Origin of the sequence: Streptomyces sp. NPDC021622, assembly GCF_040640795.1 — a bacterium.
In the GTDB taxonomy this organism is placed as follows: domain Bacteria; phylum Actinomycetota; class Actinomycetes; order Streptomycetales; family Streptomycetaceae; genus Streptomyces.
Genome location: NZ_JBFACK010000005.1, coordinates 321,731 through 346,647, shown reverse-complemented (window position 1 = coordinate 346,647; position 24,917 = coordinate 321,731). Strand labels below are relative to the sequence as shown.

Sequence of the window (24,917 nt, the reverse complement as noted above, 5' to 3'; positions counted from 1 at the left end):
GAGCCCGTCATGAATCAGCAACTCGCGGGCTTTGCCCCGGCGCCTGTCGCCGCCCGTATGGAGAACCATGGCAACCACATGCTCAAGGTGGCCATGCAGACCGGAAACGACCTCCTCGCGCGCGTGGGCTCGATGGTCGCCTACGAAGGGTTCGTCACGTACGAGCCCAATCCCCCCGCGGTCCGCCAGATCGCCAAGGAGTGGATGACCGGCGAGGGAGCACCTCTGATGAAGTGCTCCGGAGACGGCCTGCTCTATCTCGCCGACTACGGAGCCGACGTCGTCGTCATCAACCTGGCGGGCGACTCGCTCTCGGTGAACGGCACGAACCTGCTCGCCTTCGACGCGTCCCTCCAGTGGGGCGTCGAGCGGGTCAAGGGCCTGGCCAAGTTCGCAGGACAGGGCCTGTGGAACATCAAGATCTCGGGCCAGGGCTGGGTCGCGCTGACCTCCCGTGGCACGCCGGTCGTCGTCGACTGCGGCCGTGGCGACGACGAGACGTACGTCGACCCGGACGCGCTGCTCGCCTGGTCCCCGAACCTCAAGGTGAAGGGCAAGCGCAGCTTCAAGGCCGGCTCGCTCATCGGGCGTGGCAGCGGCGAGGCCTATCAGATGGGCTTCTCCGGAGAGGGCATCGTCGTCGTACAGCCCAGCGAGGACAGCACCGACCGTCTCCGGGCACGGGGCTGAGGGGGAACAACACACCATGCAGAGCCCACTTTTCGCGCACACCGAGCAGCAGACTCAGGAGCGCTACACCGTCCAGAACCCGCAGCTGCTGCGGGTCGCCCTGGAGGGCCACGACGACATCCTGGCCCGCAAGGGCGCCATGGTCGCCTACCAGGGTCTGATCGAGTTCGACGCCGAGTACCAGAGCCAGGGCAACCAGCGCGCCCGCGCGCACACGGGTGAGGGCCTCGACCTGATGCGCTGCCACGGGCAGGGCACGGTCTATCTCGCCAACCTCGCCCAGTACATCCACGTAGTGGATGTGGACAGGGACGGTCTGACCGTGGACAGCAGCTATGTCCTCGCGCTCGACTCGTCGCTGACCCACCAGGTCATCGCCGTGGACAGCCAGTACGGCATCTCCGGCTCGGGCAAGTACCAGCTCAACATCACCGGTCGCGGCAAGGTCGCCCTGATGACCTCGGGGCAGCCGCTGATGATGGAGGTCACGCCCGACAAGTACGTGAACGCCGACGCCGACGCGATCGTCGCCTGGTCCAACGGTCTGCGGGTGCAGATGCAGGCCCAGACGCACTCATCGGGCGTGTGGCGGCGCCGCGGCAACACGGGTGAGGGCTGGGAGCTCAGCTTCATGGGCCAGGGCTACGCGCTCGTCCAGCCCAGCGAGCTGCTGCCGCCGCAGAACGCCGTTATCGGGCAGGGCGCCAGGGCCCAGTTCGGCATGGGGCAGCAGGGTGCCCGGGGGCAGAACCAGGGCAACGTCTGGAGTTGACCCTCCACGGGGAAGGGGCGTGGGGATCTGCGGGCCGTACGTGGCTGGTCGTGCAGTTCCCCGCGCCCCTTATAGGGGCGCGTTTACAGCCGCGCTCGCGTGGCCTCCACCAGGCGTACGACCGACTCGTCGGCCACCGCCGCCACTTCGTCGTACGCGAACCAGCGCAGGTCCAGGGACTCGTCGCTGATGGCTTCGACCGCGTCGGCGGGGGCCAGTGCCGCGTACTGCACGTCGAGATGCTGCGTGCAGGGCCCCGGGATCGGGTGCCGGTCCAGGCGGACGGGACCGCCCGGCAGCAGGGTCAGCCCTCGGACGCCGGATTCCTCCGTCGCCTCCCGCAGCGCCGCCGCGGCCAGGGAGGCGTCGCCCGGCTCGCAGTGGCCGCCCATCTGGAGCCACATCTGCAGCTTCTTGTGCAGCGTCAGGAGCACGCGGCCGCGTGACGGGTCGATGACCAGCGCGCTCGCCGTCACGTGTCCGTCCGTGCAGGCCTTCCACATGCCGTCGTCGGGGTGGGCGGCGAGATGGTCCAGGTAGTACTGGCGCAGCTCTTCCTGGTCCTCGTAGCCCTTCAGCACGAGGACCGCGTCGTCGTGCAGGCTCACTTGTCGCTGTCGTCCTCGTTCTCGGTGTCCTTGGCGTCCTTCTTGAGGTCCGGCTTCGCGGCGCCGCCGCCCGCCGCCTCGCCGAGCATCTTGTCCAGCTCCGAGAAGTCCAGCTGCTCGTGGTGCACAAAGCCGTCCGGGTCGTCCAGGTCGGAGGCCGTCGGCAGCATGTCCGGGTGGGCCCACAGGCCGTCGCGCCCGTCCACGCCGCGTGCGTCCGTGAGCGAGGCCCACAGGCGCGAGGCGTCCCGCAGCCGGCGTGGACGCAGCTCAAGGCCGATCAGCGTGGCGAAGGTCTGCTCCGCGGGGCCGCCCGTCGCACGGCGGCGACGCAGCGTCTCGCGCAGCGCGTCGGCCGATGCCAGACGCGGCTTGGCGGCGGCGTGCACCACGGCGTCCACCCAGCCCTCGACGAGCGCCAGAGCCGTCTCCAGACGGGCCAGGGCGGCCTTCTGGGCGGGCGTGTCCTCCGGCTGGAACATGCCCTGCTGGAGCGCCTCCTGCAGCTGCTCCGGGTTCTGCGGGTCGAGCTGGCCGACCACGTCCTCCAGCTTGGCCGTGTCGACCTTGATCCCGCGCGCGTACCCCTCGACCGCGCCGAACAGATGCGAGCGCAGCCACGGCACATGGGCGAAGAGTCGCTGGTGAGCGGCCTCGCGCAGGGCCAGGTAGAGCCGCACCTCGTCCTTGTCGATGCCCAGGTCCTTGCCGAAGGACTCGATGTTCACCGGGAGCAGCGCGGCCTTGCCCGCCGGGCCGAGCGGCAGGCCGATGTCGGTGGAACCGACGACCTCGCCCGCGAGCACGCCCACGGCCTGGCCGATCTGCTGGCCGAACATGGCGCCGCCCATGGAGCGCATCATGCCGATCAGCGGGCCCGCCATGGCCTGCATCTCCTCGGGCAGCACATCGCCCATGGCCAGACCCACGCGCTCGGCGACCGGGTCGACCAGCTCCTTCCACACCGGGAGGGTCGCCTCGACCCATTCGGCGCGGCTCCAGGCCACGGCCACGCCGGAGCCCGACGGGAGCGACGTCGCGTCGTCCAGCCACAGGTCGGCAAGGCGCACGGCCTCCTCGACGGCGGAGCGCTCGGCGGGGCCGACGCTGGCGTCCTTGACGCCGTCGGACGTGCCCTGGGAGACGGTCTGGCGGGCGATGTCCTTGGCCATGTCCCAGTTCACCGGGCCGCCCTCGTACGAGAGCATCTGGCCGAGCTGCTGGAAGGCGGCACCCAGATCGTTCGGGTTCATCGAACCGAACATCGCGGCGAACGGATTGTCGCCGCCCTGCCCGCCCGCTCCGGGAAACCCGAAACCGAACGGGTTCGCGGGGCCACCGGCGCCCTGACCTCCCCCTCCGGGGGTGTCCTTCTTCTTGCCCTCGTCGCCGTCTTCCGGCTCCTCCGGCGGAAGGCCGAATCCGAATGGGGTGTCACTCACGGGATTCCTCGGCTCGTCAGGCCGCCGGTACGGTTCCGGCGGCGGCTGCCCTACAACACCACCCAGCGTAGACACCGTGACGGGTTCGGGCCTCAGTGCTTCGCCTACTCATGGCCTGCGGCAGGATGGATGCCACCTGGTACGTACGCGTCATTCGCGTATCTACTGAAGACAACCGCTGGAGACGCCCCGTGAGTTCCCCAGATCCACAGGTTCGCGCAGCGCGAAACCTCTCAACTCCGGCCCCCGTCCGCGGGCCGGTGGTAGCCGTCACGGGCGCCGCGTCCGGCGTGGGCGCGCTGCTGACCGAGCGCCTCGCGGCGTCGGAAGAGATCAAGCAGGTCATCGCCATCGACGAGCGCCGGGGCGAATGCGCCCAGGCCCAGTGGCACATCCTGGACGTACGGGACCCCGCGATCGCCGAGAAGCTGCGGGGCGCGGACGTCGTGGTGCACCTCGCGCTCGATCTCGACCTGGAGACCGACGCCGCCGCCCGTACGGCGTACAACGTGCGCGGTACACAGACCGTGCTGACGGCGGCTGCCGCGGCGGGCGTCCACCGTGTCGTCCTGTGCACGTCGGCGATGGTCTACGGAGCGCTGGCCGAGAACGAACTGCCCCTCTCCGAAGACGCCGAATTGCGCGCGACCGCGGAGGCGACCGGGGTCGGCGATCTCCTGGAGGTCGAGCGGCTCGCCCGGCGTGCGCCGCGCGCGCACCCCGGTCTGAATGTCACCGTCGTACGGCCCGCGATTCTCGTGGGCGGCACGGACACGGCCCTCACGCGCTACTTCGAGTCGCCCCGGCTCCTTGTGGTGGCGGGGTCGCGGCCGGCCTGGCAGTTCTGCCACGTCGAGGATCTGTGCAGCGCCCTGGAGTACGCCGTCCTGGAGAAGGTCGAGGGGGAGCTCGCCGTCGGCTGTGACGGGTGGCTCGAGCAGGAAGAGGTCGAGGAGCTCAGCGAGATCCGGCGCATGGAGCTGCCCTCCACCGTCGCGCTCGGTGCCGCGGCGCGGCTGCACCGGATCGGTCTCACTCCCTCTCCGGCCGGTGACCTGGCGTACACGATGTATCCGTGGGTGGTCAGCGTCAGCAGGCTGCATGACGCGGGGTGGCGGCCGCAGTGGACCAACGAGGAGGTTCTCGCGGAGCTCCTGGAAGAGGTGTCCGGCAGGCGTACGGTCGCCGGGCGGCGGCTCGGGCGCAAGGACGCGACCGCCGCGGGTGCCGCGGGTGCGACCGTCGCGCTGCTGGGCGCGGCCGCGGTGGTCCGCCGGGCGCGGAAGGCGCGGCGGCGGATCTGAGGGCCTGCCTGTAGGGATCTCCAAAGCGGTACGCGTGCGTGCCGGGCGAAAACGGTATTCCGTGATGTCCGTGCCGTGCGGCACGATGGCCGTATGGCACGCACCACGAACGAGCACCCCGGCGAGCAGGCTGCACAGGATCCGATCCGGCTTCTCGCGATCCGTGACACCCCGCTCTCCCTGGACGAGGTGTTCCGGGCCGTCGGTGACGACGCCGCCGGCGGCACGGCGCTCTTCGTGGGGACCGTGCGCAATCACGACGGCGGCGCGGACGTCGACGAGCTGGGGTACTCGACCCACCCCACGGCCGAGGCGGAGATGCGCCGGGTGGCCGAGAAGGTCGTCGCCGAATTCCCGGTACGTGCCCTTGCCGCCGTCCACCGCATCGGCGACCTGGCCGTGGGTGATCTGGCGGTCGTCGTCGCCGTCTCCTGCCCGCACCGCGCGGAGGCCTTCGCCGCCTGCCGCAAACTGATCGACGACCTCAAGCACGAGGTGCCGATCTGGAAGCACCAGCGCTTCTCCGACGGGCAGGAAGAGTGGGTCGGCGCCTGCTGAGTCTGCCGCCTCCCCTCCCTGGCCAGGCGGCCCACGAGCTTCCGGTTGCGTAACCCGACCCCTGCCGTGAGCGTTGACAGAGCGGATGGTTAATCTGCTGATCAGTCAGTTGCGGTCGCTCGTGGGGTCAGGAGGTCGACATGGCATCACTTGCCTGGTTGCTGATTCCGTTTGCGGCGGCGGTCGGTGCGGGTCTGTGGGGTGGCTGGGCCACTCGTAACCGCAAGTCGGGCAAGACGGGCGACGCCACGGAGCTCAACGGCTACGCGGCCTTCCGCAAGGCCATGGACAAGTCGCACTGAGCGACCCGATGTCCCGCCCCGGAGCCTGAAGGCCCCGTACGGACTGGCCCCAGGGGTGCACTGACAGACAGGTCCCGTACTGTCGTTCCATGCCACGCCGCACCGCGACGATGCTCGCCTCCACCCTGATGCTGATCGCGCTGCTCTGCGCGGGAGTCCTCATCAAAGTCCCGTACGCGGAGATGTCCCCGGGCCCCACGGTGAACACCCTCGGCGACCACGGCGGCGAGCCGGTGCTGCAGATCTCCGGCCACAAGACGTACCCGACGACCGGTCACCTCAACATGACCACGGTCCGGGTGACCAGCGCCGACTACAACATGAACATCGCGGAGGCCGTCTACGGCTGGCTGGCCCACGACAACATCGTCGTGCCGCACGACACCCTCTACCCGGACGGCAAGACGGAGCAGCAGTCGTCCCAGGAGAACGCGGAAGAGTTCAGCCAGTCCCAGGAGAGCGCCAAGGTCGCGGCGCTGCGGGAGCTGGACCTTCCGGTGAAGTCGCAGGTGGTCGTCTCCACCGTCTTCAAGAAGAGCCCGGCCGAGGGCAAGCTGCACGCGGGCGACGTCATCAAGAAGGTCGACGGCACGCCCGTGAAGGAGATGACGGACGTCGCCAAGCTGGTCACCAAGCACAAGCCGGGCCAGAACGTCGTCTTCAGTGTCGTCCCCGTCAAGGAGGCCGCCGCGGCGGAGAAGGCCGGCAAGGAGGCCACGGAGACCGACGACGTCGAGATCACCACGGAGAAGGCGAAGGACGGCCGCGCGATCGTCGGCATCCAGGCGGGCACCGACCACACCTTCCCGTTCACCATCGACATCAAGCTCGCGGACGTGGGCGGCCCCAGCGCCGGACTGATGTTCGCGCTCGGCATCGTCGACAAGCTGACCCCGGACGACCTCACGGGAGGCAAGTTCGTGGCGGGCACCGGCACCATCGACGACAGCGGCAAGGTCGGCCCGATCGGCGGCATCGAGATGAAGACCGTCGGAGCGCGCGACAAGGGCGCCGAGTACTTCCTGACGCCGAAGGACAACTGCGCCACCGCCGCCAAGGACATCCCCGACGGGCTCACGCTGGTCAAGGTGAACACCATCGACGACGCGGTGGACGCCCTCCAGGACATACGCAAGGGCGACACCGCGGACCTGCCGCAGTGCACCGCCAAGAAGTGACAGACGCCTGCGCCGCCGCCGGAGAACCCGGCGGCGGCGCAGGCGCATGACGGCCGAGTTACTCGGCGAACGTCGCGGCCAGCGCGTCCGCCAGGCCCGGGACCAGGTCGGAGCCCGTGAGGACCTCCGTCGCGGAGTCCTTCTCGCGCAGCCGCAGCGCCGACTCGCGCGCGCCGTCACGGAGCACCGCGACCGTCATACGGACCTCCTGACGGTCCGGGTGCTCGGCAACCCACTTCGCGAGCTTGCCCTCGCTGAGCCCCTCCGGGACGGAGGTCTCCGCGGACGGCGGCAGCATCATGCGCTCCACGGTGAGCGCGCAGCCCGCCACCGCGTCCGGCCAGGCGATGGTGCCGAGGAACTCGTCGAGCGGCTTCCCTTCGGGAAGCTCCTCCTGCTCGATGGGGGTCAGGCCGGTGTCTTCCTGGGATTCGTCGAGGCCGAGCTGTGAGGCGAGGCCGGGTTCTTGGGTGCGCAGTCGCGCCGTGTCGACGAGCGCGAAGAGGCGTGCGGGCCGGTCCCAGCCCAGACCGGACGCGTACTCGTCGATCTCGAGGACGGCACGGGTGAGGGGGCTCGCTGCCATGGGAGTGTTGGACATGGTCACAATCCTGCCTCGTTAGTCCCGAGAAACGGGAACCGAGTAAAGCGTGAGTAAGTTGCATAGGTGTGGGTCCACGATCACAGGGCCCTGACGGATCAACAGAATCAACATCGAACTTCGAGGTGCGCACCTTGGCTTTCCAGATGCCGGACCGCGGCGGAGGCCCGACGGGGCCACGGATCAGAGTGGGCCGACCGTCCCGTCGCGTCCGGACCCTGCTCATGACACTGGGCATCCTGGCCGTACTGGCCATGCTCTTCGTCATGTTCGCGGGGTTCTGGACGGACTGGCTCTGGTACCGCTCGGTCAACTATTCGTCGGTCTTCACGACGACCCTGTGGACCAAGGTAGGCCTGTTCTTCGTCTTCGGCCTGCTCATGGCGGCCGCGGTCGGCGTGAACATCTGGCTGGCGCACCGGCTGCGCCCGCCGCTGAGCGCCATGTCGATGGAGCAGCAGAGCCTCGACCGGTACCGCATGAGCATCGCGCCGTACAAGAAGTGGCTGCTGCTCGGGATCGCGACGCTGGTCGGCCTGATCGCGGGCGCGTCCGCCGCGGGCCAGTGGCGCACGTGGCTGATGTGGGTGAACGGCGTCTCCTTCGGCCAGAAGGACCCGCAGTTCCACATGGACGTGTCGTTCTTCGCGTTCGACCTTCCCTGGTACCGCTTCCTGCTCGGCTTCGGTTTCGCGGCGACGGTGCTCTCCCTGATCGCCGCCGCGCTCACGCACTACCTGTACGGCGGGCTGCGGATCACCAGCCCCGGCGCGCGGGCGACGGCGGCGTCGACGGGTCATCTGTCGGTGCTGCTCGGCATCTTCGTGACGCTCAAGGCCGTGGCCTACTGGCTCGACCGGTACGGCCTCGCGGTGAAGTCCAGTGACTTCAAGGCGACGGGCAACTGGACGGGCCTGCGCTACGTGGACGCGAACGCGTATCTGCCGGCGAAGACGATCCTGTTCTGCATCGCCGTCATCTGCGCCCTGCTGTTCTTCGCGACGCTGTGGCGGCGCACCTGGCAGCTGCCGGTCATCGGCTTCGGCCTGATGGTGCTCTCCGCCATCCTCATCGGCGGTCTGTACCCGGCCATCGTGCAGAAGTTCCAGGTCCAGCCGAACGAGCAGGCCAAGGAATCTCCGTACGTGGAGAAGAACCTCAAGGCCACCCGCGCGGCGTACGGGATCGGCGGCACCGAGGTCAAGGAGTACCCCGGCGTCAGCAGGACGGCCGACCAGACGAAGCTGCGCGACGACGCGAACGGCGCCGCGAGCGTCCGGCTGCTCGACCCGAACATCGTCTCGCCGACGTTCCAGCAGCTGCAGCAGATGAAGAACTACTACGGCTTCCCGTCGAACCTGGACGTCGACCGTTACAGCAAGGACGGCAAGGACCAGGACACGGTCATCGGCCTGCGCGAGCTGAACCTCGACGGCGTGCCCAAGAACAACTGGATCAACGACCACTTCCGCTACACCCACGGGTATGGCGTGGTCGCGGCCAAGGGCACCGAGGCGGACAGCCAGGGACGACCGGTCTTCACCGAGTCCGACCTGCCGTCCAAGGGCAATCTCGGGTCGTACGAGCAGCGGATCTACTACGGCGAGAAGACGACGCAGTACTCGATCGTCGGCGGCCCGCAGAAGGAGATCGACTACTCCGACGACAGCGGCGAGAAGACGACGAGCTACAAGGGCGACAGCGGCGTCAATCTCTCCAACCCGATCAACAGGGCCGCGTACGCGGTGTCGTTCGGTGAGCCGCAGATGCTCTACTCCGGAGCGATCGGCGAGGGTTCGCGGATCCTCTACAACCGCACGCCCAAGGACCGCGTCGAGGCGGTGGCCCCCTGGCTGACCATCGACGGCGACGCCTATCCGGCGGTGGTCGGCAACAAGATCCAGTGGATCGTCGACGCCTACACCACCACCAATGGCTATCCCTACGCGTCGCGTACGACGCTGGGGGACACCACGGCCGACTCGCTGACCGCAGCCAACAACCAGCGTGCGGTGGTGGCCCAGCAGAACCAGGTCAACTACATCCGCAACTCGGTGAAGGCGACCGTCGACGCGTACACCGGCGAGGTCAAGCTCTACGAGTGGGACACCAAGGACCCGGTCCTGAAGACCTGGCGCAAGGCGTTCCCGGGCACGGTCAAGGACAAGAGCGAGATCTCGCAGGCCCTGATGGACCACATGCGGTATCCGCAGGACCTGTTCAAGGTCCAGCGCGAGCTGCTCTCCCGCTACCACGTGAAGGACGCCGAGACGTTCCTCAGCGGCAGTGAGGTGTGGCAGGTGCCCGACGACCCGACGAACAAGTCGGGCAGCGCCGTCCCGCCGTACTACCTGAGCATGAAGATGCCGGACCAGAAGAAGCAGGACTTCTCGCTGACGACGTCCTTCACGCCGAATGGCCGGGACAACCTGAGCGCCTTCATGGCGGTCAACGCCGAGGCCGGGACCAGCGATTACGGCAAGATCAGAATACTGAAGATGCCGTCAAGCAGAACGGTCGACGGACCAAAGCAGGTACAGAGCAAGTTCAACTCCAACGAGGACATCGCCGAGCAGATCAGGCTCCTGAAGGGCGGTGACTCAGAGGTCGACTACGGCAATCTGCTGACCGTGCCGTTGGACGGCGGCCTGCTCTATGTGGAACCCGTCTACGTGAAGGGCGGCGGGCTCAAGTACCCGCTTCTCAAGAAGGTCCTCGTCACCTACGGCAGCAAGATCGCCTTCGAGAACACCTTGGAGGAGGCCCTGAACCAGGTGTTCGGCAAGGACGGTGCGCCACCGGTCGAGGAGCCACCACCGGGCGACGAGGAGAAACCCGAACCGCCGAAGTCCGACGACCCGACGGTCCAGGCGGCGCTCGACGACGCGCAGAAGGCCTTCGAGGACGGCCAGCAGGCGCTGAAGGACGGCGACTGGAAGGCGTACGGCGAGGCGCAGAAGGACCTCGAGGAAGCGCTGCAGCGAGCAGAGGACGCCCAGTCCAAGGAGCCGAAGGGCAACAACAAGGGCGGCTGACCAGGTGTAAAGCACCTACCCCGCGCCGTGGTACTGTTTCAACACAACGGCGCGGGGTGGAGCAGCTCGGTAGCTCGCTGGGCTCATAACCCAGAGGTCGCAGGTTCAAATCCTGTCCCCGCTACTAGAAGACGAAGGCCCGGATCCTTATCGGATCCGGGCCTTCGTCATGTGCCCGTGGTGCCGTGTCGGCGTGCGCTGTTCTGTGCGAAGCATGCTCCGGCCGGGGGGAGTTGGGGAATCTGTGTTTCACTTATCTCTCTGTGGGCATGTCGACAAAACGCTGAAGTGACCTCACTGGCTGCGGTATACCAGGTGTACCCAGGTTGCAGGTGGTGCGACGATGGACGTTATGGGGGACAAGGCAACTCTGTTGGAGACAGGGCGGTTTGTGCAGCCGGCCGACCGGGAGGATCCCGGGGCGGCCGCCGAGGAGTTGCGCCATCGGCTCGCCGCCGAGGCCGGAGATGTCGACGCGATGAGCGTCCTGGGAAGCCTTCTGCTGCGCCGCGGTGATCTCGACGGGGCCGAATCCATGCTGCGCGCGGCGACCGCCGAGGGCGACCGGGCGGCGGCCAACAACCTCGGAGTCCTGCTCCACCAGCGTGGATACGCCGATGAGGCGGCCGGCTGGTGGCGGGTCGCCGCCGTCGCCGGATCCGCCGCGGCCGCACACGCGCTCGGGCGGCACCACCGTGAGCGCGGCGACGAGCCGGCCGCCGAGTACTGGCTGCGGCAGTCCGCCGAGCAGGGCCACGCGCTGGGGGCGTACGCCCTCGCCGACCTCCTGGAGCACCGCGGTGACGCGGGCGCCGAGCGCTGGATGCGGGCATCCGCCGAGCGCGGCCACCGCGAGGCCGCGTACCGGATCGCCCGCGCCCTCGACCGGCGGTCCGCCGCCGAGCGCGCCGAGCCTGCCGAGTCCGCCGAGTCCGCCCAAGACGAAGGTGTACGGTCCGCCGCCGCGGAGGCCGAGCAGTGGTACCGCCAGGCCGCCGCGCGCGGGCACCGGCGTGCCGCGCTGCACCTCGGCGCGATCCTGGAGCAGCGCGGCGAGCTGAAGGAGGCCGGCCGCTGGTACCTGAACTCCGCCAAGGACGGCGAGGCGCGCGCCGCCTGCGCCCTCGGCTTCCTGCTGCGGGACGCCGGCGACACGGAGAGCGCCGCCGTCTGGTGGCTGAAAGCCGCCCAGGACGGGGACGGTAACGCCGCGAACGCGCTCGGCGCGCTGCATGCCGAGCGGGGCGAGACCCAGACCGCCGAGCGGTGGTACCGCGCGGCCATGGACGCGGGCGATGTGAACGGCGCCTACAACCTCGGGCTGCTCTGCGCCGAGCAGGGGCGGACCGCGCAGGCCGACCAGTGGTACCGGCGTGCGGCGTACGCCGGCCACCGCGAGGCGGCGAACGCGCTGGCGGTGCTGCTCCTGCAGGGCGGCGATGCGGCGGGCGCCGAGCCGTGGTTCTCCAAGGCCGCCGAGGCGGGCAGTGTGGACGCGGCCTTCAACCTCGGGATCCTGTACGCGTCGCGTGACGACGAGGGTGCGGCGCTGCCCTGGTACGAGCGTGCGGCGGCCGCCGGGCACACCGAGGCCGCGCTCCAGGTCGGCACGGCGCGGCTGCGCGAGGGCGACGAACAGGACGCCGAGCGGCATCTGCGGTGCGCGGCCGGTGGCGGCAGTGCGGAGGCGGCGTATCGGCTCGGCACCGTGCTCGATGCGCGGCGACCGCCCGCGGGTCCGCCCGCGCTCGGGGAGCCCGCTGCCGAGAAGACCGAGTGCGAGGAGTGGTACGAGCGGGCCGCCGAGCAGGGGCACCGGCGTGCGCAGGTGCGGGTCGGGATGCTGGCCGCGGGGCGTGGCGACGTCGTCGAGGCCGCTCGGTGGTACCGCCTTGCCGCGGAGGCGGGCAGCCGGAACGGGGCGTTCAACCTGGGGCTGCTGCTTGCTCGTGAGGGCAGTGAGCCCGAGGCGGCGCTGTGGTGGACGCGGGCCGCTGACGCGGGGCATGGGCGGGCGGCGCTGCGGCTTGCGCTGCTTTACGCTCGGCGCGGGCAGCTGGTGGAGGGGCAGCGGTGGGCTTCTCGTGCCGTTGATCTTGGGCCTGCTGAGGTCTCCGAGCGGGCGGCTCGGTTGCGCGAGGCGCTTCAGCAGGAACTGACGGCTTAGCTCGCCCACGCTGTTTGTACCTTGGCGTTGTCGGGCGGGTGCAGGGCGGTGGGTGGGCTGTGCCCACCCGTTTCGCCCTGCGGAACGCCTGCCCACAGCAAGGCGCGGAAGTAGATTTGCGCTGGTCGTGGGCTTGACGTAGAGTTGCGTTTACCGACGCGGGGTGGAGCAGCTCGGTAGCTCGCTGGGCTCATAACCCAGAGGTCGCAGGTTCAAATCCTGTCCCCGCTACTGAAACCGAAGGTCCGGAACCCATCAGGGTTCCGGACCTTCGGCGTTATTTGTGGCCCACCGCCTCCCCGTACAGCTTGCGGTCCACCGCCTTCTCCTCCGGGACCTTGTCGCCCTCGGTGACGCCCGCGGCCTCGTACGCGTCCTGGAGCCGGTCCGTCGTGCCCGAGCGGATCTCCCAGTCCATGCGGAGTGACGGAGTCGACCTCAGGACTGCCTCGTCGGTCTTCAGGAGCTTTGCCAGTTCGGAGACGAAGGCCTTGTCCGCCTTGTAGTCGCCGGCGAAGTAGGTGTTCACCGTCCTGATGTACGCGCGGAGCAGCGCCACGCCCGCGTCCGGGTCCTCGGTCAGGAGATCGGGGCCGAACAGGAGGCCGCCGAGGGGTTCGCCCTGGGGCTGGCCGCCCAGGAAGGCGTACCGCTTGTCGCCGTCGACCTTGCGCCAGACCGGGTCAAGGAGCCAGGCGGAGTCGGTGCCGCCGTTCTGGAGGGCGGTCAGGACGTCCGCGGAGCCGAGCTGCTGGAACTGGATCTTGTCGAGGCCGCCGCCGTGCTTCTTCAGGGCCTTGCCCATGGGGTACGAGATGACCGACCCTTTGCCGATCATGGTGCCGAGTTTGCGGCCGGCCATCGGGACGTGGTCCGCGTGCTCGCCCTTCTTCAGCTTCACCCACAGGCCGCTCTTGGACTGCGGGTCGGGGGAGAAGTTCCCGGCCGCCCACTTGATGGTGAAGCCGCTGGTGATGCCGTTCATCACGGCGGCCTCGGGGGCGGCCCACTGGGCGTCGATGTCTCCCTTGGCCAGGAGGGGGAGCGCGTCGGGGGTCGGCAGGACCTTGAGGTGGACGTCCAGGCCGAATCTGACGTTTGCCTGGACGGTTTTCCAGTCGTAGATGCCGTAGTCCTGGAAGATCATCGCTGCGGGGCGCTGGGCGGTTGTGCGGATCTTCAGCTCGCCCCTGCTGGGCTTGAGCAGGCCTGCTGCTATCCGGAGCAGGGTCGACTTTCCGCAGCCGGATGGGCCGACTATGCAGGTGAACTCGCCTGGGGCGATTCTCAGGTCTACGGGGCCTAGTGCGGCTACCGCCTTGGCGCCTCGGCCGAAGGTTCTTGTTACTGCGTGGGCTTCTAGTTTGGGGTGCGGATCTCCCACGGGGTCTCCTTGCGGAGGGCAGGCGGATGTTGGGCGCCGCCGAGAATATGACGCACCGTCAGATCTTGGAAGAGGTCTGCCCTGGCTGAGATTCGCCGTTATCCGCGGGTCGTGGTCCGGTTTGTGCCCACCCGTTCCGCCGTGCGGAACGCCTGCCCACAAACCAGACAGCCCAGTGTTAAGCCGCCGCCGCGCAGTTGGGGCACGTGCCCCTGTACGTGACCTCTACTCCCTCGACCGTGAAGCCGAAGCGTTCTGAGGTGGGGAGGTTGGTCAGGGGGTTGCCTGTGGGGTGGACGTCGCGGATCGCGCCGCATTTGGCGCAGACCAGGTGCTGGTGAGGCGTGTGCGCGTTCGGGTCGTAGCGCTTCGCCCTGCGGTCCGTCGAGACCTCAAGGACCTCGCCGAGGGTCACCAGCTCGCCCAGGGTGTTGTAGACGGTCGCCCGGGAGATCTCGGGCAGCTTGTCCACGGCGCGGGCATGCACCTCGTCGGCCGTCAGATGGACGTGCTCGCCGTCGAGGACCTCGGCCACGACGCGCCGCTGTGCGGTCATGCGCCAGCCGCGTCCGCGCAGTCGTTCCAGGAGGTCACTCATAAGGGCCACCTTAACAGGGAGCGGGACCAGGTCCCGAACAGGTGTGACTTTGGATGCTTACTTGACTTAGACAAAGTCCATCGTAGGATCGAGTACGGCAAACGCCAAGGGACAGGACTTGCAGGAAATACGCAGGAGGCGCACGTGACGCAGGGACCGCTCACCACGGAGGCCGGCGCGCCGGTCGCCGACAACCAGAACAGCGAGACCGCGGGCGTCGGCGGTCCGGTACTGGTCCAGGACCAGCTGCTGCTCGAGAAGCTCGCGCACTTCAACCGCGAGCGCATTCCGGAGCGCATCGTGCATGCGCGCGGCGCCGGTGCGTACGGCACCTTCACCCTCACCCGTGACGTCTCGCAGTGGACGCGTGCCAAGTTCCTCTCCGAGGTCGGGAAGGAGACCGAGACGTTTCTGCGGTTCTCCACCGTCGCCGGAAACCTCGGTGCGGCCGACGCGGTGCGTGACCCGCGGGGCTGGGCGTTGAAGTTCTACACCGAGGAGGGCAATTACGACCTCGTCGGCAACAACACCCCGGTGTTCTTCATCAAGGACGCCATCAAGTTCCCGGACTTCATCCACACGCAGAAGCGCGACCCGTACACGGGCAGCCAGGAGGCTGACAACGTGTGGGACTTCTGGGGACTGAGCCCGGAGGCCACGCACCAGGTGACCTGGCTCTTCGGTGACCGGGGCATCCCGGCTTCGTACCGCCACATGAACGGCTACGGCTCGCACACGTTCCAGTGGAACAACGAGGCCGGCGAGGTCTTCTGGGTCAAGTACCACTTCAAGACCGACCAGGGGATCAAGAACCTCACCGCCGCCGACGCGGCCGTGCTCGCGGGCGAGGACCCCGACTCCCACCAGCGCGACCTGCGCGAGGCCATCGAGCGCGGTGACTTCCCGACCTGGACCGTGCAGGTGCAGATCATGCCGGCGGCCGACGCGGCGAACTACCGCTTCAACCCGTTCGACCTCACCAAGGTGTGGCCGCACGAGGACTACCCGCCGATCGAGATCGGCAAGCTGGAGCTCAACCGCAACCCGGAGAACATCTTCGCCGAGGTGGAGCAGGCGATCTTCAGCCCCGCGCACTTCGTGCCGGGCATCGGTCCCTCGCCCGACAAGATGCTCCAGGGCCGCCTCTTCGCGTACGGCGACGCGCACCGCTACCGCGTCGGCATCAACGCCGACCACCTGCCGGTGAACCGCCCGCACGCCACCGAGGCGCGCACCAACTCGCGTGACGGCTTCTTGTACGACGGCCGGCACAAGGGTGCCAAGAACTACGAGCCGAACTCCTTCGGCGGTCCCTTCCAGACGGACCGGCCGCTGTGGGTGACGTCCGCCGTCACCGGTGGCACCGGCAACCACGAGGCGCCCTCGCACGCCGAGGACACCGACTTCGTGCAGGCGGGCAACCTCTACCGCCTGATGTCCGAGGACGAGAAGGCCCGTCTGATCGAGAACCTCGCGGGCAACATCGCGGGTGTCTCGCGCGACGACATCGCCGAGCGCGCGATCGACAACTTCCGCCAGGCGGACGGTGACTTCGGCAAGCGGCTCGAAGCCGCGGTCCAGGCCCTTCGCGGCTGACGGGGCTTGTCGTAGGGAGAAAAGGCGGGCCGGATCCCCTCGGGGTCCGGCCCGCCTTCCGTATCCGAAAGAAGTGCAGCTCAGGCCGTCAGCGTCTGTGTGCCCCTGCGGTTCGGCGCCCAGCAGCGGATGATGTCGCGGACGGAGACGATGCCGGTCGGTTCATTGCCGTCCATCACGATCAGGTGCCGGAAGCCGCCGTGCGACATGGCGTCCGCGGCCTCCTCCAGGGTCCACGCCGGGGTGGCGAAGACGACGTCGGTCGTGGTGTGGGTGCCCGCGGTCTCGATGTCGGGGTTCTGCCCCGCGCCCAGCGAGATGAGGACGTCGCGCTCGGTCAGGATTCCCAGGCCGCAGGTGTCGGGGTCGAGGACGACGGCCGCGCCGACGCGGCGCGTCGACATCAGCCGGGCCGCCTGGCGCAGGGTGTGGGCGGGGCCGATGGTCAGAACCATCGTGCTCATGGCGTCGCGGACGAGCATGGGCTTGAGCCACCTCCTGGGTGGATCGCTACGAGAAGCGATTCACAAGTTCACAAGTGGGGGGACTCTCAGAGTCGCAGCCATGCGGGCCGTCAACAAGGGGGCGCGTGCTGCCGGTTCAGGGCGTGCACCCGTGTGGCGTACGCCCTCAGTAGCGCTGGTTGAGGTATCCGAGCAGCTCGTCGTGGAGCAGGCCGTTCGACGCCGCCGCGTTGCCGCTGTGCGGGCCCGGGGTGCCGTCGAGGCCGGTGAAGGTACCGCCGGCCTCCGTCACGATGATCGCGTTCGCCGCCATGTCCCAGAGGGAGAGCTCGGGTTCCGCGCAGATGTCGACCGAGCCCTCGGCGACCATCATGTACGGCCAGAAATCGCCGTAGCCCCGGGTGCGCCAGACCGCGCGCGTGAGGTCCATGAAGCCGTCGAGGCGGCCCTGCTCCTCCCAGCCCGTGAGCGAGGAGTACGCGAACGAGGCGTCCTGCATGCGCGAGACCTGGGAGACCTTGAGCCGCGAAGCGGAGGTCAGGCTGCGCCCGGTGTACGCGCCGCCGCCCTTCGCCGCCCACCAGCGGCGGCCGAGCGCGGGCGCCGAGACGACGCCGACCACCGGCTGATAGCCGCCCTCGCCGGCCTCCATCAGGGAGATCAGCGTGGCCCAGACCGGCACGCCGCGTACATAGTTCTTGGTGCCGTCGATCGGGTCGATCACCCAGCGGCGCGGGCCCGTGCCCTCGATGCCGTACTCCTCGCCGAGGATCGCGTCGCGCGGCCGGGCGCGCTGCAGCGAGGAGCGGATCAGCTCCTCGGCCGCTTTGTCGGCCTCGCTCACCGGCGTCATGTCCGGCTTGGTCTCGACCTTCAGGTCGAGGGCCTTGAACCGGTCCATCGTCGCGGCGTCGGCGGCGTCCGCAAGGACGTGGGCGAGACGCAGATCATCGTGGTAGTCGGGCATGGGTGAACAGTATCGATCTCGATCTGCCTGAGCCACAGCGCCGTATGTCCGGGCCATTCCCGGACATGACGCATACGCAGCGGGCTCGCGCCGGAGCTATTGACAGTGCCCCCGAGCGCGTCAACTCTGGCCGCAGAGCCGCTCGGCCCATGGAGGCGACGATGCCTGCAGCTCGGGAATCCTTACTGGACGCGGCCTATACGGCGCTCGCCCGCCGCCCGTGGCCGGGGGTGCGCATGGTGGACGTCGCGGCGGTGGCCGGGGTGTCCCGGCAGACCCTCTACAACGAGTTCGGCAGCAAGGACGGCCTCGCGCGCGCCCTGCTGAGGCGCGAGACCGACCAGTATCTGCACGGGGTGGAGCGCGCGCTCGCCACGGAGGGCGGCGCCGTGGACCGGCTCGCCGCCGTGACCTCCTGGACGATCGGCGCCGCGCGCGCAAACGCCCTGGTGCGGGCCATGCTCACCGGCTGCTGGGGCGAACGCCTGCCCGCGCCGAGCCGCCCCGGGGTCTCCTCGTCGCCCGTGCCCGCGCAGCGGCGCGCGGACGCCGGTGTCCCGACCCCCGCCGAACTGCTCGCCCTCGTACGGGACAAGGCGGTGCACGCGCTGAACGGCAGGGCCCGGCCGAAGGACACGGAAGAGCTGGCCATGGCCTGCGAGAGTGCCGTGCGGATGGCGCTTTCGTACGTCATCGCGCCCTCGCCGAAGGGCGAGGACCCGGTGGAGCTGGTGCGCGGGGTCCTCGGTCTGTGGAGCAATCCGTGAGCGGCGCCCGGTGTCAGTGCGCGGAGCCCGAGAGCTGGAGGCCGATGACGCCGACGATCACCAGCGAGATCGAGACGAGCTTGAGGGTGGAGACCACGTCACCAAGGAAGATCATTCCGTAGACCGCGGTGCCCGCGGCGCCGATGCCCGTCCAGACCGCGTACGCAGGACCCACGTCGAGCTTGCGCAGGGCGAGGGTGAGCAGGCCGAAGCTGCCGAGCGCGAAGGCGGCGAAGGTGATCGTGGGCCAGAGCCGGGTGAAGCCGTGCGAGAGCTTCAGGCAGACCGCGAATCCGGTCTCCAGGAACCCGGCGACAATGACCAGCAGCCACGCCATGTATCTGCCTCCCGCAACTGAACGTTCCGTGACCGCTTCGCCTGGCTTGGATCAGGCTTGGTGCGATTATGCACTTGCCACTGTGCCCGGGGTGCAAACAACGGTGAGGTCAGTCGCCGTCGCGTCGCTCCCGCGTTGCGAGCAGCCTGCGCAGTGAGTAAAGACGCGCGGGATCCGCGTGTCCCTGAGCCACCCACTCGTCCAGTGCGCAGTCCGGCTCGTCATGGCTGCACGCGCGCGGACAGCCTTCGGTGCCCGCCTCCAGGTCGGGGAAGGCGTGGATGACGCGGGACGGGTCGACGTGGTGGAGGCCGAAGGACCGTACGCCCGGAGTGTCGATGACCCAGCTGTCGGAGCCTTCCAGGGGGAGCGCGAGGGCGGACGTGGTGGTGTGGCGGCCGCGGCCCGTGACGGCGTTGACATGGCCGGTCGTGCGTCGGCGGTCTTCCGGGACCAGCGCGTTCACCAGCGTCGTCTTGCCCACTCCGGAGTGGCCGACGAACGCGGTGATCTTGCCGTCGAGCAGCTCGTGCACCTGGGCGAGCTCCGCGCCGTCGGTGAACTCCTCGCGGCTGGTGACGACATAGGGCACGTCGAGCGTGGAGTACGTCTCCAGGATCTTGTCCGCCGATGCCAGGTCGGACTTGGTCAGGACGAGGATCGGCTTCAGACCGCCGTCGAACGCCGCCACGATGCACCGGTCGATCAGGCGCGGGCGCGGCTCCGGGTCGGCGAGCGCGGTGACGATCGCCAGTTGGTCGGCGTTGGCGACGACCACCCGCTCGTAGGGGTCGTCGTCGTCCGCCGTGCGTCGCAGCACCGACGTACGCGGCTCGATGCGCACGATCCGCGCGAGGGTGTCCTTCTTGCCGGAGAGGTCACCGACGAGCGCGACCCGGTCGCCCACCACCGCTGCCTTGCGGCCCAGTTCGCGGGCCTTCATGGCCATCACGATCCGGTCGTCGACCAGGACCGTCAGACGCCCCCGGTCGACGGTGAGGACCATGCCGTCCGACGCGTCCTCGTGCTTGGGCCTGATGTGGGTGCGGGGGCGGTTGCCCTTGCGGTTGGGGCGGACGCGGATGTCGTCCTCGTCGGGGTTCTTTCCGTAGCGGCGCATGTCTGGATCAGCCCGTCAGTTCCCGAGCATTCCGGCCCACAGGTCGGGGAAGTCGGGCAGCGTCTTCGCCGTCGTCGCGACATTCTCGATCTGTACGCCCTCCACGGCGAGGCCGATGATGGCGCCCGCGGTGGCCATGCGGTGGTCGTCGTACGTGTGGAAGATCCCGCCGTGCAGCCGGCGCGGGCGGATGTGCAGACCGTCGGCGGTCTCCGTGACGTCACCGCCCAGTTCGTTGATCTCCTTGGTGAGCGCGGCCAGGCGGTCCGTCTCGTGCAGGCGCAGGTGGGCGACGCCGCGCAGGGTCGAGGGGGAGTCGGCAAGGGCCGCGACGGCCGCGATGCCGGGGGTGAGCTCGCCGACCTCGCTCAGGTCCACGTCGATGCCGTGGATCGAGCCGGATCCTGTGAACACCAGGCCCTGCTCGGTCAGCTCGCAGGAGCCGCCCATCTCCGTGAAGATCTGGCGCAGCGCGTCGCCGGGCTGCGTGGTGTGCGCGGGCCAGTCGGGGATCGTGACCGTGCCGCCGGTGACCAGGGCCGCCGCCAGGAACGGCTGCGCGTTGGAGAGGTCCGGCTCGACGGTCAGATCGCGGCCGAGCAGCGCGCCGGGGGTGACCCGCCACACGTTCGGCTCGCCGCCCGACTCCGGGGTGTCCACCTGGGCGCCGATCGCGCGGAGCATGTCGACGGTCATCCGGATGTGCGGCATGGAGGGCAGCGCGGAGCCGGTGTGCCGGACCTCGACGCCCTGGTTGAAGCGCGGGCCCGAGAGCAGCAGGGCGCTCACGAACTGCGATGACGAGGAGGCGTCGATCTCGACCGGGCCGCCGTCGATGCCACCGCCGCCGTGCACGGTCAGCGGGAGGGCGCCGCGGCTGTCGTCGTCGATACGGGCGCCGAGGGCGCGCAGGCCGTCGATCACGCCGTGCAGCGGCCGCTCGTAGGAACGGGGGTCGCCGTCGAAGCGGATCGGGCCGTCGGCCAGGGCCGCGACCGGCGGCAGGAAGCGCATGACCGTGCCCGCGTTGCCGACGTCGACCGTGGCCGGGCCGTGCAGACCGGAGGGGATGACGCGCCAGGCCTCGCCGGAGCCGTCGGGGCCGACGCCCTCCTCGATGCCGACGCCCATGGCGCGCAGGGCGCCCGCCATCAGGAGCGTGTCGCGGGAGCGCAGGGGGCGGCGGAGCCAGCCCGGCTCGGCGGCGAGGGCGGCGAGGACGAGGGCGCGGTTGGTGACCGATTTGGACCCGGGCACATGGACCGTCGCGGCGACGGCTCCGCTCGCGTGCGGGGCTGGCCAGAGGGTGCTGTGCGCTGGGTTCACGGTCATGCCCACACTTTAGTGGCTGACGGTGACGCCGGATCTTGATCAAATGTGGTGAAACCCAGGCGAAACAGAGAACTGGTAGAGGCCAGAGCCCTGTAGGACCTCTCAGATCCCCGCAGGATTTCTCACAGACCGAGCAGCCAGCGCCCTCCGCCTATCAGTGAGCACAGTGAGACGGCGTGGAAGAGGAAGAGCCACATCCCCGCCGGAACATGCGTGAGCCGCGACAACTGGTCCGCGTCCGAGTCGCCCGCGCCACCGCGCCTGCGCTTGGACTGCAGCTCGAAGGCGGGACGCACGCCGCCGAGGAGCAGGAACCACACCACCACGTACGCGAACGCCGCCTGCACCTGCGAGCTGGTCAGCCAGGAGACCAGCAGGAAGGCGCCGCCGGTGATGACCATGGTGAGGGCGCCGTACGCGTTGCGGATCATCACCAGCATCACGAGGAGCAGCGCCGTCGCGATCCACAGGAAGGCCGTGATGCGGTCCGCGGCGAGCAGCGCGGCACCGCCGAGACCGAGCAGCGGCGGCGCGGTGTAGCCCGCGGCGGCGGTGAGGATCATGCCGATGCCGGTGGGCTTGCCGCGGCTGACGGTGAGGCCGCTGGTGTCGGAGTGCAGCCGGATGCCGTCGAGGCGGCGCCCGGTCAGCAGGGCGATCAGGCCGTGGCCGCCCTCGTGCGCGATGGTGATCGCGTTGCGGGCGACCCGCCAGACGCCGTGCGGGACGACGACGGCGAGGGCGACGACGCCGGTGACGATCACCAGCCACTCGTCGGGCGCGGCCTGCGTACCGAAGACCCGGTCCCAGAGGTCGGCCAGGCTGGCGTTCGCGGTGCTTTCCATTGCTCGGGCCATTGCTTAGACCGGCTCCTCTGGTCGTACGGGGTCTGGCAGTCTGGCACGTATGTGCGGACGGTATGCATCGAGTCGTAAGCCCGAGGATCTCGCAGGAATCTTTGAGATCGAGAAGTGGGAGCCCGAGGAGGCGCTCGCCCCCGATTTCAACGTGGCCCCCACCAAGGAGGTCTACGCGGTCCTGGACCGTCCACTGAAAGACGCCGACGACCGCCGCCCGGTTCGCCAGCTGCGCACGCTCAAGTGGGGCCTCGTGCCGTCCTGGGCCAAGACGCCCGAGGGCGGCGCCCGGATGATCAACGCGCGCGCCGAGACCGTATACGAGAAGCCCTCCTACCGCCGGGCCTTCGCCGCCCGCCGCTGCGTCATCCCGGCGGACGGCTACTACGAGTGGGTCACCGCCGCCGGCGAGCGGGAACTGGAGGTCGAGGGCAAGAAGAAGCGGCCGCGCAAGCAGCCGTACTTCGTGACGCCGGCCGACGGCTCGGTCTTCGCCATGGCCGGGCTCTACGAATTCTGGCGCGACAAGACACTGCCCGACGAGCACCCCCTGGCCTGGTGGGTGACCTGCACGGTGATCACCACGGAGGCGGAGGCCACACCCCTGGCGGTCGCGCCGAAGGAGGGGCCGCGCTCGCTGGCCGACATCCACCCGCGGATGCCGCTGATGCTGACGCCGGACCGCTGGGACGCCTGGCTCGACCCGTCCCGCACGGACGTCGACGACCTGCGGCCGCTCCTGGAGCCGCCGCCGCACGGCCTGATGCGGGCCTACCCGGTCTCGACGGCGGTCAGCAACGTACGCAACAACGGCCCGGAGCTGTTGAAGGAGCTGGAGGGGCCCGAAGAAGGCACACTCTTCTGACGTGACCAAGAGTTCTGACGTGACCAAGAGTGAGATCGTCCAGACCGACGCCGGTGACGCGCGCATCACCTGGCACCCCGCGCCGAAGAAGAAGGCGCGGTTCGTGCTCGCCCTCAGCCACGGCGCCGGCGGCGGCATCGAGGCGCGCGACCTGAAGGCCATCGCCGCCGCCCTGCCCGCGCACGGCGTGAGCGTCGCCCTCGTCGAGCAGCCCTGGCGCGTTGCGGGCAAGAAGGTGGCGCCCGCGCCGAAGACTCTGGACGTCGGATGGCGGGGTCTGTGGCCCGCGCTCGCCAAGCCCGGCCTCCCGGTGATCGCGGGCGGCCGCAGCGCGGGGGCCCGCGTCGCCTGCCGCACCGCCACCGAACTCGGCGCCGTCGCCGTGCTCGCCCTCAGCTTCCCGCTGCACCCGCCGGGCAAGCCGGAGAAGTCACGCGCCGACGAGCTGCTCGACGCCGGGGTGCCCACCCTCGTCGTGCAGGGCGGCAACGACCCGTTCGGGAAGCCCGCCGAGTTCCCCGAGGGGACGTACGAATGGGTGGAGGTGCCCTTCGGAGACCACGGGTTCGCGATCCCCAAGCGCGCCCCGATCGACGAGGCCGAGGCCATGAGGATCATCACGGATGGCGTCACACGGTGGACGGGAATGTTGGGTGGGTGACCTCTGTTGTGCCGAACAGACGTTAAACGCTGTTCGTACGAGAGGAAGTCCGCCGCATGGGTTCGACCATCTGCCCGAGCCGCACCAGTGCCTCTGACCTGGAGTGGACGGTGCTGAGCGCGCCCAAGACCGCTCCTATTCGAGCGGCGGCGGTACCGGATCGTCGTCTATCCTCCGATTCGAGTGGGGCTGCATTCGGTCTCACCACGTCTTTGGAGGAGGTGGGTCCGGTCACTGGGACCGACGCAGGGGCCGAGAACGGCCAGGCGCAGCCCGAGGAGACGGCGGCGGAGCGCACGGCCCGCTTCGAGCGGGACGCCTTGGGCTTCCTCGACCAGATGTACTCGGCGGCGCTGCGCATGACGCGCAACCCGGCGGACGCGGAGGACCTGGTGCAGGAGACCTACGCGAAGGCGTACGCGTCGTTCCACCAGTTCCGTGAGGGCACCAACCTCAAGGCGTGGCTGTACCGCATCCTCACCAACACGTTCATCAACTCGTACCGCAAGAAGCAGCGCGAGCCCCAGCGCAGCGCCGCCGAGGAGATCGAGGACTGGCAGCTCGCACGCGCCGAGTCGCACATGTCCACCGGTCTGCGCTCGGCCGAGTCGCAGGCGCTGGACCACCTGCCCGACTCGGACGTGAAGTCCGCGCTGCAGGCGATCCCCGAGGAATTCCGCATCGCCGTCTATCTGGCCGACGTAGAGGGCTTTGCCTACAAGGAGATCGCGGACATTATGGGGACACCCATCGGTACGGTGATGTCCCGGTTGCACCGCGGCCGTCGCCAACTGCGCGGCATGCTCGAGGACTACGCCCGCGACCGCGGCCTCGTCCCCGCCGGCGCCGCGTCAGAGTCGTCGAACGAAGCGAAAGGCTCAGGCTCATGAGCTGCGGAGAGCCGCACGAGACGGATTGCAGTGAAGTCCTGGACCATTTGTACGAGTTCCTGGACCGTGAGATGCCGGACAGTGACTGCACCAAGTTCGAGACGCACTTCGAGGAGTGCTCCCCGTGCCTGGAGAAGTACGGCCTTGAGCAGGCGGTCAAGAAGCTGGTGAAGCGCTGCTGCGGCCACGACGACGTGCCCGTCGACCTGCGGGCCAAGGTCATGGGCCGGATCGATCTGATCCGCTCGGGCGAGGCAGTGCCGGAGCATGATGTGACGGAAGCCTGAGCTTCCTGTAGTTGAGCGTTGGCAGGCCGTGACGGAAACACGTCACGGCCTGCTTTCTTTCTGTCCACTGTCACTCGTACGTGCCAATTTCCGCACGCGGGGCTCGGAGTGGGGGGTAGCCGTTCTACTCTCCGG

Annotated in this window: 25 protein-coding genes and 2 tRNA genes; 16 read left to right on the top strand and 11 right to left on the bottom strand. The window is 69.1% G+C overall.

Annotated elements, in window-relative coordinates; all coding sequences use genetic code 11:
• Positions 1-9: 9 nt before the first annotated feature.
• A complete protein-coding gene (locus tag AB0G47_RS12420; protein WP_135334379.1) occupies positions 10-690 on the top strand; it encodes an AIM24 family protein in 681 nt (226 codons plus the stop codon).
• Between the two features lie 16 nt (positions 691-706).
• Positions 707-1,462 carry an AIM24 family protein gene (locus AB0G47_RS12415; protein ID WP_360767611.1) on the top strand — a complete coding sequence of 252 codons (756 nt, stop codon included), beginning with the start codon at positions 707-709 and terminating at the stop codon, positions 1,460-1,462.
• A gap of 83 nt (positions 1,463-1,545) precedes the next feature.
• Here the strand turns inward: AB0G47_RS12415 and AB0G47_RS12410 are convergent, their stop codons facing one another.
• Positions 1,546-2,070, bottom strand: a complete 525-nt coding sequence (locus AB0G47_RS12410; protein WP_360767608.1) for an NUDIX hydrolase — start codon at positions 2,068-2,070, stop codon at positions 1,546-1,548.
• Entirely contained in the window at positions 2,067-3,512 is a 1,446-nt protein-coding gene (locus AB0G47_RS12405) for a zinc-dependent metalloprotease (protein ID WP_360767606.1), read from the bottom strand. The genes AB0G47_RS12410 and AB0G47_RS12405 overlap by 4 nt, the downstream gene beginning before the upstream one ends.
• A 191-nt stretch (positions 3,513-3,703) precedes the next feature.
• On the opposite strand from AB0G47_RS12405, the gene AB0G47_RS12400 reads away from it, so the two are divergent.
• From AB0G47_RS12400 to AB0G47_RS12385, 4 genes are all read left to right on the top strand, one after another.
• Entirely contained in the window at positions 3,704-4,816 is a 1,113-nt protein-coding gene (locus AB0G47_RS12400; protein ID WP_135334375.1) for an SDR family oxidoreductase, read from the top strand.
• 93 nt (positions 4,817-4,909) lie between these two features.
• On the top strand, positions 4,910-5,374 hold the full coding sequence (locus AB0G47_RS12395) for a molybdenum cofactor biosynthesis protein MoaE (RefSeq protein ID WP_360767602.1): 465 nt from the start codon (positions 4,910-4,912) through the stop codon (positions 5,372-5,374).
• Positions 5,375-5,514: 140 nt separating this feature from the next.
• A complete protein-coding gene (locus AB0G47_RS12390) occupies positions 5,515-5,676 on the top strand; it encodes a hypothetical protein (protein ID WP_360767599.1) in 162 nt (53 codons plus the stop codon).
• Positions 5,677-5,765: 89 nt separating this feature from the next.
• Positions 5,766-6,854 (top strand): PDZ domain-containing protein, encoded by a 1,089-nt coding sequence (locus tag AB0G47_RS12385; RefSeq protein WP_360767597.1) that lies wholly within the window; start codon positions 5,766-5,768, stop codon positions 6,852-6,854.
• A gap of 58 nt (positions 6,855-6,912) precedes the next feature.
• Here AB0G47_RS12385 and AB0G47_RS12380 read toward each other — a convergent pair whose 3' ends face one another.
• A complete protein-coding gene (locus AB0G47_RS12380) occupies positions 6,913-7,455 on the bottom strand; it encodes a PPA1309 family protein (protein ID WP_360767594.1) in 543 nt (180 codons plus the stop codon).
• Positions 7,456-7,601: 146 nt separating this feature from the next.
• Between AB0G47_RS12380 and AB0G47_RS12375 the strand changes: the two genes are divergently transcribed.
• The 4 genes from AB0G47_RS12375 to AB0G47_RS12360 all read left to right on the top strand — a co-directional run bounded on the left by AB0G47_RS12375 (position 7,602) and on the right by AB0G47_RS12360 (position 12,888).
• Positions 7,602-10,490, top strand: a complete 2,889-nt coding sequence (locus tag AB0G47_RS12375) for a UPF0182 family protein (RefSeq protein ID WP_360768014.1) — start codon at positions 7,602-7,604, stop codon at positions 10,488-10,490.
• A gap of 50 nt (positions 10,491-10,540) precedes the next feature.
• A tRNA-Met gene (locus AB0G47_RS12370) sits at positions 10,541-10,614 on the top strand.
• 219 nt (positions 10,615-10,833) lie between these two features.
• Positions 10,834-12,657, top strand: a complete 1,824-nt coding sequence (locus tag AB0G47_RS12365) for a sel1 repeat family protein (protein WP_360767591.1) — start codon at positions 10,834-10,836, stop codon at positions 12,655-12,657.
• Between the two features lie 157 nt (positions 12,658-12,814).
• Positions 12,815-12,888 (top strand) — tRNA-Met (locus AB0G47_RS12360).
• A 46-nt stretch (positions 12,889-12,934) separates the two neighbouring features.
• Here the strand turns inward: AB0G47_RS12360 and AB0G47_RS12355 are convergent.
• The gene (locus AB0G47_RS12355) at positions 12,935-14,041 is read right to left on the bottom strand and encodes an ATP-binding cassette domain-containing protein (RefSeq protein ID WP_360767589.1); all 1,107 of its coding nucleotides are present in this window, start codon (positions 14,039-14,041) and stop codon (positions 12,935-12,937) included.
• Between the two features lie 178 nt (positions 14,042-14,219).
• The gene (locus tag AB0G47_RS12350) at positions 14,220-14,639 is read right to left on the bottom strand and encodes a Fur family transcriptional regulator (protein WP_360767586.1); all 420 of its coding nucleotides are present in this window, start codon (positions 14,637-14,639) and stop codon (positions 14,220-14,222) included.
• A gap of 144 nt (positions 14,640-14,783) precedes the next feature.
• On the opposite strand from AB0G47_RS12350, the gene AB0G47_RS12345 reads away from it, so the two are divergent.
• Positions 14,784-16,235 (top strand): catalase, encoded by a 1,452-nt coding sequence (locus tag AB0G47_RS12345; RefSeq protein ID WP_360767583.1) that lies wholly within the window; start codon positions 14,784-14,786, stop codon positions 16,233-16,235.
• 80 nt (positions 16,236-16,315) lie between these two features.
• On the opposite strand, the gene AB0G47_RS12340 is transcribed toward AB0G47_RS12345, so the two are convergent.
• Positions 16,316-16,717: a CBS domain-containing protein gene (locus tag AB0G47_RS12340; protein WP_360767580.1), complete on the bottom strand. Its 402-nt coding sequence runs from the start codon at positions 16,715-16,717 to the stop codon at positions 16,316-16,318.
• A 148-nt stretch (positions 16,718-16,865) separates the two neighbouring features.
• The gene (hisN, locus tag AB0G47_RS12335) at positions 16,866-17,666 is read right to left on the bottom strand and encodes a histidinol-phosphatase (RefSeq protein WP_360767578.1); all 801 of its coding nucleotides are present in this window, start codon (positions 17,664-17,666) and stop codon (positions 16,866-16,868) included.
• A gap of 161 nt (positions 17,667-17,827) precedes the next feature.
• Between hisN and AB0G47_RS12330 the strand changes: the two genes are divergently transcribed.
• On the top strand, positions 17,828-18,433 hold the full coding sequence (locus tag AB0G47_RS12330) for a TetR/AcrR family transcriptional regulator (RefSeq protein ID WP_360767575.1): 606 nt from the start codon (positions 17,828-17,830) through the stop codon (positions 18,431-18,433).
• Positions 18,434-18,446: 13 nt separating this feature from the next.
• Here AB0G47_RS12330 and AB0G47_RS12325 read toward each other — a convergent pair whose 3' ends face one another.
• The 4 genes from AB0G47_RS12325 to AB0G47_RS12310 form a co-directional block, all read right to left on the bottom strand.
• Positions 18,447-18,770 carry a multidrug efflux SMR transporter gene (locus AB0G47_RS12325; protein ID WP_360767573.1) on the bottom strand — a complete coding sequence of 108 codons (324 nt, stop codon included), beginning with the start codon at positions 18,768-18,770 and terminating at the stop codon, positions 18,447-18,449.
• Positions 18,771-18,879: 109 nt separating this feature from the next.
• Positions 18,880-19,890 (bottom strand): ribosome small subunit-dependent GTPase A, encoded by a 1,011-nt coding sequence (gene rsgA, locus AB0G47_RS12320; RefSeq protein WP_360767570.1) that lies wholly within the window; start codon positions 19,888-19,890, stop codon positions 18,880-18,882.
• Between the two features lie 15 nt (positions 19,891-19,905).
• The gene (gene aroA / locus AB0G47_RS12315; RefSeq protein WP_360767568.1) at positions 19,906-21,222 is read right to left on the bottom strand and encodes a 3-phosphoshikimate 1-carboxyvinyltransferase; all 1,317 of its coding nucleotides are present in this window, start codon (positions 21,220-21,222) and stop codon (positions 19,906-19,908) included.
• 122 nt (positions 21,223-21,344) lie between these two features.
• Positions 21,345-22,067, bottom strand: a complete 723-nt coding sequence (locus AB0G47_RS12310; protein ID WP_360767565.1) for a M50 family metallopeptidase — start codon at positions 22,065-22,067, stop codon at positions 21,345-21,347.
• Positions 22,068-22,128: 61 nt separating this feature from the next.
• Here AB0G47_RS12310 and AB0G47_RS12305 point away from each other — a divergent pair, with 61 nt between their 5' ends.
• The 4 genes from AB0G47_RS12305 to rsrA all read left to right on the top strand — a co-directional run bounded on the left by AB0G47_RS12305 (position 22,129) and on the right by rsrA (position 24,782).
• Complete coding sequence (locus AB0G47_RS12305; protein ID WP_360767563.1) at positions 22,129-22,944, top strand: SOS response-associated peptidase; 816 nt, start codon at positions 22,129-22,131, stop codon at positions 22,942-22,944.
• A gap of 1 nt (position 22,945) precedes the next feature.
• Positions 22,946-23,605: an alpha/beta family hydrolase gene (locus tag AB0G47_RS12300; RefSeq protein ID WP_360767560.1), complete on the top strand. Its 660-nt coding sequence runs from the start codon at positions 22,946-22,948 to the stop codon at positions 23,603-23,605.
• 221 nt (positions 23,606-23,826) lie between these two features.
• Positions 23,827-24,495 carry a sigma-70 family RNA polymerase sigma factor gene (locus AB0G47_RS12295; RefSeq protein WP_360767558.1) on the top strand — a complete coding sequence of 223 codons (669 nt, stop codon included), beginning with the start codon at positions 23,827-23,829 and terminating at the stop codon, positions 24,493-24,495.
• A complete protein-coding gene (gene rsrA / locus AB0G47_RS12290; RefSeq protein ID WP_135334984.1) occupies positions 24,492-24,782 on the top strand; it encodes a mycothiol system anti-sigma-R factor in 291 nt (96 codons plus the stop codon). The genes AB0G47_RS12295 and rsrA overlap by 4 nt, the downstream gene beginning before the upstream one ends.
• Positions 24,783-24,917: the final 135 nt, after the last annotated feature.

Coding starts and splice junctions, on each gene's coding strand:
- AB0G47_RS12420 (WP_135334379.1), top strand. CDS start 10: ATGAATCAGCAACTCGCGGGCTTTGCCCCGGCGCCTGTCGCCGCCCGT.
- AB0G47_RS12415 (WP_360767611.1), top strand. CDS start 707: ATGCAGAGCCCACTTTTCGCGCACACCGAGCAGCAGACTCAGGAGCGC.
- AB0G47_RS12395 (WP_360767602.1), top strand. CDS start 4,910: ATGGCACGCACCACGAACGAGCACCCCGGCGAGCAGGCTGCACAGGAT.
- AB0G47_RS12390 (WP_360767599.1), top strand. CDS start 5,515: ATGGCATCACTTGCCTGGTTGCTGATTCCGTTTGCGGCGGCGGTCGGT.
- AB0G47_RS12385 (WP_360767597.1), top strand. CDS start 5,766: ATGCCACGCCGCACCGCGACGATGCTCGCCTCCACCCTGATGCTGATC.
- AB0G47_RS12380 (WP_360767594.1), bottom strand. CDS start 7,455: ATGTCCAACACTCCCATGGCAGCGAGCCCCCTCACCCGTGCCGTCCTC.
- AB0G47_RS12375 (WP_360768014.1), top strand. CDS start 7,602: ATGCCGGACCGCGGCGGAGGCCCGACGGGGCCACGGATCAGAGTGGGC.
- AB0G47_RS12365 (WP_360767591.1), top strand. CDS start 10,834: ATGGACGTTATGGGGGACAAGGCAACTCTGTTGGAGACAGGGCGGTTT.
- AB0G47_RS12350 (WP_360767586.1), bottom strand. CDS start 14,639: ATGAGTGACCTCCTGGAACGACTGCGCGGACGCGGCTGGCGCATGACC.
- AB0G47_RS12340 (WP_360767580.1), bottom strand. CDS start 16,717: ATGCTCGTCCGCGACGCCATGAGCACGATGGTTCTGACCATCGGCCCC.
- hisN (WP_360767578.1), bottom strand. CDS start 17,666: ATGCCCGACTACCACGATGATCTGCGTCTCGCCCACGTCCTTGCGGAC.
- AB0G47_RS12330 (WP_360767575.1), top strand. CDS start 17,828: ATGCCTGCAGCTCGGGAATCCTTACTGGACGCGGCCTATACGGCGCTC.
- AB0G47_RS12325 (WP_360767573.1), bottom strand. CDS start 18,770: ATGGCGTGGCTGCTGGTCATTGTCGCCGGGTTCCTGGAGACCGGATTC.
- rsgA (WP_360767570.1), bottom strand. CDS start 19,890: ATGCGCCGCTACGGAAAGAACCCCGACGAGGACGACATCCGCGTCCGC.
- aroA (WP_360767568.1), bottom strand. CDS start 21,222: ATGACCGTGAACCCAGCGCACAGCACCCTCTGGCCAGCCCCGCACGCG.
- AB0G47_RS12310 (WP_360767565.1), bottom strand. CDS start 22,067: ATGGAAAGCACCGCGAACGCCAGCCTGGCCGACCTCTGGGACCGGGTC.
- AB0G47_RS12305 (WP_360767563.1), top strand. CDS start 22,129: ATGTGCGGACGGTATGCATCGAGTCGTAAGCCCGAGGATCTCGCAGGA.
- rsrA (WP_135334984.1), top strand. CDS start 24,492: ATGAGCTGCGGAGAGCCGCACGAGACGGATTGCAGTGAAGTCCTGGAC.